Below are 9612 nucleotides of genomic sequence, written 5' to 3' on the forward strand. Positions count from 1 at the left end.
TAGGGGCAGCGCGTCCCTGCCCCGATTTAGCCCAGTGTCACGTCGAGAAACATCATCAGGATCAACCCAAACAACAGCCCTGTTGTTGCGCGGTTTTGATGTCCGTTGCGATGAGTTTCGGGCAGGATCTCGTGACTGATGATATAGAGCATCGCGCCAGCGGCAAAGGTCAGCCCCCATGGCAGCAGGGCCCCCGAGACCGACACTGCGGCCGCCCCGATCAGCGCCCCGATTGGCTCTACCGCGCCAGTTAGCGCCGTGACAACGAAGGCGCGTGTGCGCGAATAGCCCTGACCGATCAGCGCGACGGCAACTGCCAACCCTTCGGGAATGTCTTGCAGCGAAATCCCGGTCATCACCGATAGACCAGTGTCAGTGCCCGCCCCAAAAGCCACGCCAATCGACAGACCTTCGGGGAAATTATGAATGGTGATGGCGATCACAAACAGCCAGATCCGCGCCAATCGGGCCGCATCGGCATGTCCTTCGGGGCCGGTGATGAAATGTTCATGGGGCAGGCTGGCATTGAGCCAGGCGACAAAACCCGCCCCCAGCGCAATCCCGACACCCGCGACACTTGCCGCAATCCAAAGCGAGTTGAACATCTCTTCGGCGACGTCAATTCCGGGCAGGATCAACGAGAAATAGGCAGCTGAAAGCATCACACCCGCGGCAAAGCCCAGCATCGTATCCGCCGTGCGTTGGCTCATTGAGCGCCCCAAAAGCGCCGGGACCGCCCCCAATGCCGTGGCAACAGCCGCCACCGTACCACCCAACAACCCCAGCCAAATCTCGTTCACGCCCTGCTCCCAAAATTGTGTTCACCCCTGCACAAAGCCTGCAAGCGGTGGCAAATGCAAGAGAGCAAGGCGATTGCGAAGCTTGCGTATCATTGGTAAATAAAATTGACCGGACCGGGGGAGGATACCATGACCGTCATCACCTGCATCGACGATCTCAAGCGGCTGCACAAACGCCGCACGCCCAAGATGTTTTACGATTACGCCGAAAGCGGGTCGTACACGGAACAGACCTTCCGCGAGAACACGACCGATTTCGCGCAGATCCGGCTTAATCAGAAGGTCGCGGTGGATATGACCGGGCGCTCGACCCAAGGGTCTCTGCTGGGCAAGAGCCACGCAATGCCTCTGGCCCTCGCACCGGTCGGCTTGACGGGGATGCAGCGTGCGGACGGCGAGATCAAGGCAGCGAAAGCGGCCGAGAAATTCGGTGTGCCCTTTACGCTGTCGACGATGTCGATCTGCTCGATCGAGGATGTGGCCGAAAACACCAACGCGCCGTTCTGGTTCCAGATCTACACGCTTACCGATGACGACTATAACCGCAAAGTGCTGGAGCGCGCGCGGGCCGCTGGCTGTTCGGCGCTGGTGATCACGGTCGATCTGCAACTGCTGGGGCAGCGCCACAAGGACCTCAAGAACGGGCTGACCGCGCCGCCGAAACTCACGCTGCCGGTGATGCTGGATCTGGCGACGAAATGGCGCTGGGGCCTTGAGATGCTGGGCACCAAGCGGCGCTTTTTTGGCAATATCGTCGGCCATGTCGAAAGCGCGGCGGATCCGTCCTCGCTGGCCTCATGGACGGCTGAAAAGTTCGATCAGGCGTTGAACTGGGACCGCATCAAGCGGCTGATGGATATGTGGGGCGGCAAGGTGATCCTGAAGGGCATTCTTAGCCCCGAAGATGCTGAACTGGCTGCAGCCACCGGCGCAGATGCGATCATCGTCTCCAATCATGGCGGGCGGCAATTGGATGGCGCGCTCAGCTCGATCCGCGTTTTGCCCTCGATTGTTTCGGCGGTGGGCGACAAGACCGAAGTTTGGCTCGATAGCGGCATTCGCAGCGGTCAGGACGTGCTCAAGGCGCTGGCTTTGGGCGCCAAGGGCGTGATGATCGGGCGGGCCTATATCCACGGGCTTGGCGCGATGGGCGAGCCGGGCGTAACGCGCGCACTTGAGGTGATTCAGAAAGAGTTGGACATCTCGATGGCGCTAACCGGAGAGAAGCGGATCGAGGATTTGGGCCGTCACAACCTGCTGATTCCGAACGGTTTTTTTGACACCTACAACTAAGGTGTGCGCATCAGCCGTGCAAGGGCGGGCAAGATCGCCGCAAGCATCAGCGCAATGGCTGCAAAGGCCCAGCGCAGCCCTACCCCTTGCGCGATCAGGCCCATCACGACTGGCCCGATAAAAAAGCCGGCAAAGCCAATCAGCCATGCGCGCGACAGTGCCAACACGCGCATGTCGCGCGCAACCTTTTGCCCCAGCAACGAGTTGGCCGAGGGCACGACAACCGCCGCCCCGATCCCGATCAACGCGATCCCGGCCACGGCAATCCCCTGCACCGGTGCAAGCGCGGTCACCCCCGCCCCGAGCGCCGCGATCACCGCCGAAAGCGCGACCAGACGCGCCTCGCCCAGCCGGGCGGCCACCACCTGCCCTGAGACCCGTCCCAGCCCCATCGTCAGCCCCAGCATCATAGGCCCGAATGCCCCTGTCCCCGTCGCGGCATGAAAATTGCGCTCAAGATGCAGGGCAGACCAGCTTTCAGTGCCATTCTCAGCCACAAACGCAAAGAACAAGATTGCCCCCGCGGGGACCACGACGCGCCACGGCAGGCTGAGCGGGATCGTCTTATCCGTTATCGGGCGCACGGACGCGGCACGCTCTCGCGTGGCAAATGCCGCGATCATCACTGCGATGCCGATGACGGCCATGATCGCGCCGGGTTCCGCCCCGAACCGACGCGCCAGCCCCGCCAGCCCCGCCGCCAAGGCAAAGCCGAACGAAAACAACGCGTGGTTCCAGTTCATCAACGGCAGACCCGTTTCGGCTTCGCGATGCGAAATTTCGACATTGCTTGCTATATCAAGGCCAGCCATCGACCAGCCAAGCCACACCAACACCAGCCCTAGTTCAAGCGGCGAGCCGATGATCCAGGCAACCAGCCCGACGCAGCCAAGTTGCGCAGCCAACACCGGCATGCTGCGCGCACCCAGCCGCCTCTGCACCCACGGCCCCGCCGCCATTGCGCTCATCCCGCCGACCGCAGATAGCACCAGCAGCGTCCCGAGCACGGCATCCGAGACGCCCGCGCGCGCCTGCCAATCAGGCATGAGGGCCGCAAATCCGCCCCAGAAGAAGCCAAGCGCACCTAACCCGAACCCGGTGGCGCGGCTTTCCCTGATAACCCTCTGCAACGCCATATCGCGCCCCTTTTCGTCCCTCGCAAGCCAGCGCTATCACCGCGATTGCGTCGCGCCAAGCACCTGCGCGCCACGATTATCCTTGCCTTTTGGCCCCAGCCCCAGTATCCGCGCGGTTTCATGGGCCCGACACCCTTGGAGGCAGCCCATCACTTTGACAAATTGGAGACCAGCAATGGCAAAAGAGATCGAAACTCTCGACGCCGTGGCGCGCACGGGGACAGGCAAGGGGGCCGCCCGTAAAGCTCGCCGCGAGGGCTTTGTGCCCGGTATCGTTTATGGGGATGGCAGCGACCCGGTCGCGATCAATCTCGATTACAACAAACTGCTGACCCGTCTGCGCCGGGGCCGTTTCATGTCCACCCTCTTCAATCTGAAGATGGAAGGCCAGGAAGACGTCCGCGTGATCTGCCGCGGTGTGCAAAAAGATGTGGTCAAGGATCTGCCGACCCATATCGACTTCATGCGCACCCACCGCAACTCGCGCATCTCGCTGTTCGTGCATGTCGAGTTCATCAACCACGAGAAATCCCCGGGCCTCAAGCGCGGCGGCACCCTTGTGGCCGTGCGTCCCGAAGTCGAACTGAACGTTCTGGCTGGTGACATCCCCGATCAGATCGTTGTTGACCTGTCGGGCACCGAAATCGGCGACACCATTCACATCTCGAACGTGGAGCTGCCCAAAGGCGCCAAAGCCACGATCGACCGTGACTTCGTGATTGCCAACGTCGCACAGCCCAAAGGCTTCGGCGGCGGCTCGAGCGATGACACCGAAGAAGAGACCGAAGCCGCAGAAGAGTAATCTTCTCTCTTCCGGCGAAACTCCTGAAACGCGGGGCCTGTCAGGGCTTCGCGTTTTTTCATGTCTCGGCCTGCCTTCCGCCGCCGTTAAGCGCCTCATAAACAAGTAGGCATTTCGCCATAGAACAATACAAAACTCGGCGGACAAAAAGAGAAAAAACTACCATGTACCGAGCAAAATGGCACAGTTAACGACTTTGGAGTTATTGACCCATTTCGCGTTTCAGAGCCGCGAAATCTTCCACCTTGGACAAAATCGCATTCCGCAACGCTTGCGCAGAGCAGTTCAACCGAACACGGGGCGCACGCGCCCCACGCGATGGGCAACGCCTGACACGTCACCACCCCCAACCGAACTTGTATCGCATTCTGGCACAGACCGAGCTTCGCTTACATAACAACGCCACCCGCCAAAAACATACCGCCATTTCCGCGCGAGATGCCAAGCGCCGCAGCGTCCCGAACAACATGCTTCTACCGTAAGCGCGCCCTCCCGCGCCCCCATCCTGAAGATCAAGGCCCACCCAAGAAGAACGCCCCCTTTCCTCTTCCCCTTGGTTGAAATATCCCGGGGGTGAGGGCAAAGCCCGAGGGGGCAGCGCCCCCAAGGCAGCCAAAAGCATCAGGAGCAGGCGATGCATCTCTGGGTAGGACTGGGCAATCCGGGCGCGAAATATGCGGGCAACCGCCATAATATCGGGTTCATGGCACTGGACCGGATTGCCGCCGATCATGGCTTTGGTCCTTGGCGGTCGAAATTTCAGGGACAGGTCAGCGAGGGGCGCTTTGGCGCGCAGCGCGTGGTGCTGCTCAAGCCCGAAACCTTCATGAATCTCTCGGGCCAATCGGTGCGCGCGGCGGCCGATTTCTACAAATGCACGACCGACGAGATCACGGTCTTTCACGACGAACTGGATCTGGCGCTCGGCAAATGTCGGCTCAAGCAGGGCGGCGGGCATGCGGGACATAATGGGCTGCGCTCAATCCATCAGCATTTCGGACCGGATTACGCGCGCGTGCGCCTTGGCATCGAGCATCCCGGCCATAAAGATCGTGTCGTCGCCCATGTGCTGGGCGATTTCGCCAAAGCCGAAGGCGACACGCTAGACGACGTGTTGCGCGGGGTGTCTGATGGCGCGCCGGCGCTGGCTGCCGGGGATGGGGCGAAATTTCTAAACGCGGTGGCCCTGCGCGTCGCCCCGGCACGCGCCTCGACCGGCACCGCCCCACCCGCCAAACAAACCGTAAGCAAATCCGTCACGCCCGAGCCGCAAGCGCCCAACAAAAAAGAGGCCACGCCCGCGCGCAGCCCCTTTGATCGCCTCAAGGATCACTTCAAAAAGTAATCACCAATTGCCAGAGTTCTCCATGCTCGCCCAAGGCTCTTGCACTGGCAGCGACTCCCCCATTTGCAACAGCTCGACCGAGATATTGTCGGGCGAGCGCACAAACGCCATGTGACCGTCGCGCGGCGGGCGGTTGATCGTCACGCCATTGTCCATCAGATGCTGGCACATCTCGTAGATATTCTCGACGCGATAGGCGAGATGGCCGAAATGGCGACTATCCGAGGGCAGCCCGCTATCGCCATCCCAATTCCAGGTCAGCTCGACATCCGCGCGCCCGTCTTCCTGGCCCGGCGGGCACAGATAAACCAACGTGAAACGGCCCTTCTCGCTCTCCATGCGTTTGCGCTCTTTGAGCCCAAGCAACTCATAAAACGCGATTGATTTCTCAAGATCAAGCACGCGTACCATCGTGTGCAGATATTCGATTTTCATCTGTGTCTCCTGTCTGAACGCCCTGATCAGTTAGCGCGCCAAGTGAGGCTTGCAAGCGATCAGAAGGTGGATCTCAACCTGAGAGAAACCCCGAAATCGGTGCTGTCATACAAAGTCGAGTTCGACCGATTGCGCGTATAGGTAAGGCCAACCTCGGGGGCAAACCCCATATAAGACTGCTCTGACAAAACCGCGCTAAGGCCTATTGTCGTTCGATGATCGTGGCGGTCAAAGGTATCAAAGGGCATGACGCCATATTTGCGCGCCTCATAGCCAGCACTGAGGGACAACTCGGTTCCCAGTATCGGCTTGGAAAATTCGAACCCCAAAGAGACCCCGACCCGATCGTGATCAATCATCACAGCGTCGGAATTGACCTGTCCCGCCACAACGCCAAGCGACCAAATTCCGGCGGCTATTCTCTGGCGATAGTCAAGCGAGACCGAACCAAGCTCGGCCGAGTTCGCGGCGCTATCGAGGCGCCACTGGGTCTCGATACTCGCACCAATCCGAAGCGATCGCGCGCCCTCAAAATCGAACCGTCTTCCGCCATTGAATTGCAGATAATTCGAGAGCGCCGCGCCGCCATATTCATTGTGCCCCGCAGTTGCGCGCAAATCCCATTCGCCCGGAGACGCGGTGCTCTTCCAACGATTGCTCAAATAGGCTTCAAGCGCCCAAAACGCATAATCCGAACCGCGCGCAGTCGGGGCTTTGCTAAGGGCATCTTCTGACAGGCGATAGGTTCGCCCACCAAGGTTAAACCCAAGCCGCGTCAGGTGGCCTTTTGTTTCTGCAATCGTGCGCTCGACATTGACTGACGCATGGAATTCGGTGCCCGAGAGGCGCTGCGCATCCCCCGAAAGCGCAAACGGAAACCCATAAATCCAGATGGTATCGGCATTCGATCCGCCATTCACATTCGATGACGGCGACACACCAATATCGAAATTCACGCTCCAAGGATTGCGCGCGCGCACATAGCGAAAATCACGGATCGCCACGGCTTTGGATTGAGGGGTTTGAGCGACTTGTGCCGCACGGCGCAGCCAGAATTGCGCCCGTGTGCGCGCGCCGCGAGACGACAGCGCCTGCGCGATCGTGCGCGCTGCTGAACTTTTCTGCTCACCATTTGCGGCCAAATCCCATGCACGGCGCGCCGCTGCCTCGGCCTGATCGAACCGCGCCAAATCGCGCGCCGCGTAAGACAACAAAAGCTGTGCGCCGAAATCGTCGGGATGGGCCGCAACCAGTGCCTCAGCCAGCGGCAGCGCGTTTTGGGGGCGTCCTGCCATCAGTTCGCGCGATGCAAGAGCGTGCATTTGCTTGGCATTCAACGTGACATCACGCGACGACGCGATCTGGCCAAATCCCAAACTCAGCATCATTGCCAAAGCAAAAGACAGGGCGACATTGCGCCGCCCCGCCCCGGTCGCACCAAGACCGATCACACGCATCACATCAGTTCCGGTAAAGCAGGAAGCCGCCCGTTTCGCGCTGTGTCACGGTATTGCCGGTACCCGGCTTTTTACTTGTGACGACGATGACGCCAACAACTTCATCATTGCCCGTGGTGCTGTCACCGGCAAGCACACCATAATACTGACCCGATTCATGCGTTGTAACTGCGCCACTCGTCCCATCCACAACGGTGCTGCTAAGCGTTCCGGCAATCTCGCCCTGCGCGTTATTCGTCCCGGGGCCAACATTGAACACGAGCGAGGGCAACTCCGTATAGGTCGCACCGTTCAGATCAGAGTTAAGAGCAGTCAGGTAGGCACCCGTCACATTCGCGCCAGACATATCGTAATACTGGCGGTTGCTGACGGTAGCAGCAACACCGTCACCCGCATTAAAATCTTTAAAGTCGATTTGCATCGCCATATCGCCGGAAGAGTAATTAATGCCAGTATCGCCATTATAGTCGACGAGACCGGCATACTGCCCCTTATAATTGGCTTGTCCAGTTGTCGGCAGGGTAACCGAACCGTTGCGTTGATAGACGAAGCCGCCAAAGCCATAATCACGGTAGCTGCCAGTGCGCACGATCGCGAACTGGGTGTTTCCGCTGGTGGATTTCCCATAAATAGCGCGGTGCAAGAACTGTGGGATCGGGGTGCCAGTCACGCTATCGGGCGTGCTTGCCGGGCCTTCATAGACTTGGAAAGGTCCGGCCGCAGGCGGATTGCCACCAATATTGGGCATTGCCGCCGAGCGCGTGTAAGTATTGTCCCCGTCAAAGGCGAGGTTATCGACGCTGAACGTGTCGGTCGCGCTATCATATGAGATCGACTTGGCGTAGCCACTGCCCGCGCCATCAGCTGCCTCGTAATGGGTGATCGAGCCATCGCCCGCAGTATCGCCCGGCAAGTCTACCAAGGCGTCGCCTGCGGTTGCGCCACCCGAGCTATCGGCTGGCTTCACTATCGCTGAACCACTGCAAGCACTAATCGAAAGCACTACCGCGAGCGGCAAAACAAGCTTAAACATTAATTTTCTTTCTATAATCCTGCCTCACCCTGCAGGCCGACGAAGCTGAGATTAAAAGTCAATTCTGGCACACGGCAATGAGAGCAGCGCGTTACTGATCGTGCCCGATCTGCGACACATCTCTTGCGTACCACTTCATCTCGCGGTTCCCGCAGGACGACTTCGCAGATATAGTCGGTGCGATTCGACATGGAGGACAGACAGATGGCGCTTACCCCCGAACAAACGGCCGAGATCGAGGCGCAACGCGCCAACACCGCGCAAACCCTGCGGGCGGTCTCGCCGGGGATGGAGGGGCGGCTTTACACGGCCCATCCGGTGCTGGATCACGGGCTGATCCGGGTCATCGACTATATGGGCGATGACGAGGCGATCTGTCAGGCGGCGCGCGTGTCATATGGGCGCGGCACCAAGGCGGTCAGCGATGATCGCGGGCTGATCCGCTACCTGATGCGGCACTGGCACTCGACCCCGTTCGAGATGTGCGAAGTCAAGTTTCACGTCAAACTGCCGGTCTTTGTCGCGCGCCAGTGGATCCGTCACCGCACCGCGAACGTCAACGAATACTCCGCGCGCTACTCGATTTTGGATCGCGAGTTCTACATCCCCTCGCCTGACCAACTGGCCGCGCAGTCCAAGCAGAACAATCAGGGCCGCGGCGAGGTGCTGGAAGGGGCCGAGGCCGCCCGCGTGCTTGATCTTCTGCGCGAGGACGCGATGCGCAGCTATGACCATTACGAAGACATGCTGACGCCCGACGCCGATACCGGCAAGCTGGGCCTCGCACGTGAGTTGGCGCGGATGAACCTGCCCGCCAATATCTATACGCAATGGTATTGGAAGATCGACCTGCACAACCTGTTCCACTTCCTGCGCCTGCGCGCCGACAGCCACGCCCAATACGAGATCCGGGTTTACGCCGAGGTGATGTGCGACATCGTCAAGGATTGGGTGCCGAGCGCCTATGAAGCGTTTGAGGACTACCGTCTGGGCGGGGTGAATTTGAGCGGCAAAGCCGTTGAGGTTCTGAAACGCCGTCTGGCGGGGGAAGATGTGACGCAGGAGAGCTCTGGGATGAGCAAGGGAGAATGGCGGGAGTTTTGCGGGGTTTGGGGGTGAGCGATGGATCGCGGAGGCATTGCAACATTAATGTTTTCTGCCGCCTGTTTTATTTTAATTGGATTTCTTTTGAGAGTGTCCGATCTTCTGTGTAACTGCGCTTTGGTCCATGCTTCCTGAGAGGAGCAAGGACGATGACGATTTCCAAGGAACTTTTGGACGAACTTCTGAAGGGCTGCGAGCGGCCTGAAG

General features: G+C 59.6%; 9 protein-coding genes. 4 read left to right on the plus strand and 5 right to left on the minus strand.

Annotation, left to right across the window (positions count from 1 at the left end; translation table 11 throughout):
• Positions 1-26: 26 nt before the first annotated feature.
• Complete coding sequence (locus AB4874_RS05480; protein ID WP_438273440.1) at positions 27-800, minus strand: ZIP family metal transporter; 774 nt, start codon at positions 798-800, stop codon at positions 27-29.
• 129 nt (positions 801-929) lie between these two features.
• Here AB4874_RS05480 and AB4874_RS05485 point away from each other — a divergent pair, with 129 nt between their 5' ends.
• Complete coding sequence (locus AB4874_RS05485; RefSeq protein ID WP_295537391.1) at positions 930-2093, plus strand: alpha-hydroxy acid oxidase; 1164 nt, start codon at positions 930-932, stop codon at positions 2091-2093.
• Here AB4874_RS05485 and AB4874_RS05490 read toward each other — a convergent pair.
• Positions 2090-3229 (minus strand): MFS transporter, encoded by a 1140-nt coding sequence (locus AB4874_RS05490; protein ID WP_368391220.1) that lies wholly within the window; start codon positions 3227-3229, stop codon positions 2090-2092. The two genes, AB4874_RS05485 and AB4874_RS05490, sit on opposite strands and share 4 nt — an antisense overlap.
• 175 nt (positions 3230-3404) lie before the next feature.
• On the opposite strand from AB4874_RS05490, the gene AB4874_RS05495 reads away from it, so the two are divergent.
• Positions 3405-4031 (plus strand): 50S ribosomal protein L25/general stress protein Ctc, encoded by a 627-nt coding sequence (locus AB4874_RS05495; RefSeq protein WP_295537388.1) that lies wholly within the window; start codon positions 3405-3407, stop codon positions 4029-4031.
• Between the two features lie 634 nt (positions 4032-4665).
• Positions 4666-5376, plus strand: a complete 711-nt coding sequence (gene pth, locus AB4874_RS05500) for an aminoacyl-tRNA hydrolase (protein WP_368391221.1) — start codon at positions 4666-4668, stop codon at positions 5374-5376.
• Here the strand turns inward: pth and AB4874_RS05505 are convergent, their stop codons facing one another.
• From AB4874_RS05505 to AB4874_RS05515, 3 genes are read right to left on the minus strand one after another with little or no spacing between them, the layout of a single operon-like run.
• Positions 5377-5811: a VOC family protein gene (locus tag AB4874_RS05505; protein ID WP_368391222.1), complete on the minus strand. Its 435-nt coding sequence runs from the start codon at positions 5809-5811 to the stop codon at positions 5377-5379.
• A 59-nt stretch (positions 5812-5870) separates the two neighbouring features.
• Positions 5871-7268: a tetratricopeptide repeat protein gene (locus AB4874_RS05510; protein WP_368391223.1), complete on the minus strand. Its 1398-nt coding sequence runs from the start codon at positions 7266-7268 to the stop codon at positions 5871-5873.
• Between the two features lie 4 nt (positions 7269-7272).
• Complete coding sequence (locus AB4874_RS05515; RefSeq protein WP_368391224.1) at positions 7273-8235, minus strand: hypothetical protein; 963 nt, start codon at positions 8233-8235, stop codon at positions 7273-7275.
• A gap of 270 nt (positions 8236-8505) precedes the next feature.
• Between AB4874_RS05515 and thyX the strand changes: the two genes are divergently transcribed.
• On the plus strand, positions 8506-9420 hold the full coding sequence (gene thyX, locus AB4874_RS05520) for an FAD-dependent thymidylate synthase (RefSeq protein WP_368391225.1): 915 nt from the start codon (positions 8506-8508) through the stop codon (positions 9418-9420).
• Positions 9421-9612 lie beyond the last annotated feature (192 nt).

It is taken from the genome of Thioclava arctica (assembly GCF_040892615.1).
Taxonomy (GTDB): Bacteria; Pseudomonadota; Alphaproteobacteria; order Rhodobacterales; family Rhodobacteraceae; genus Thioclava; species Thioclava arctica.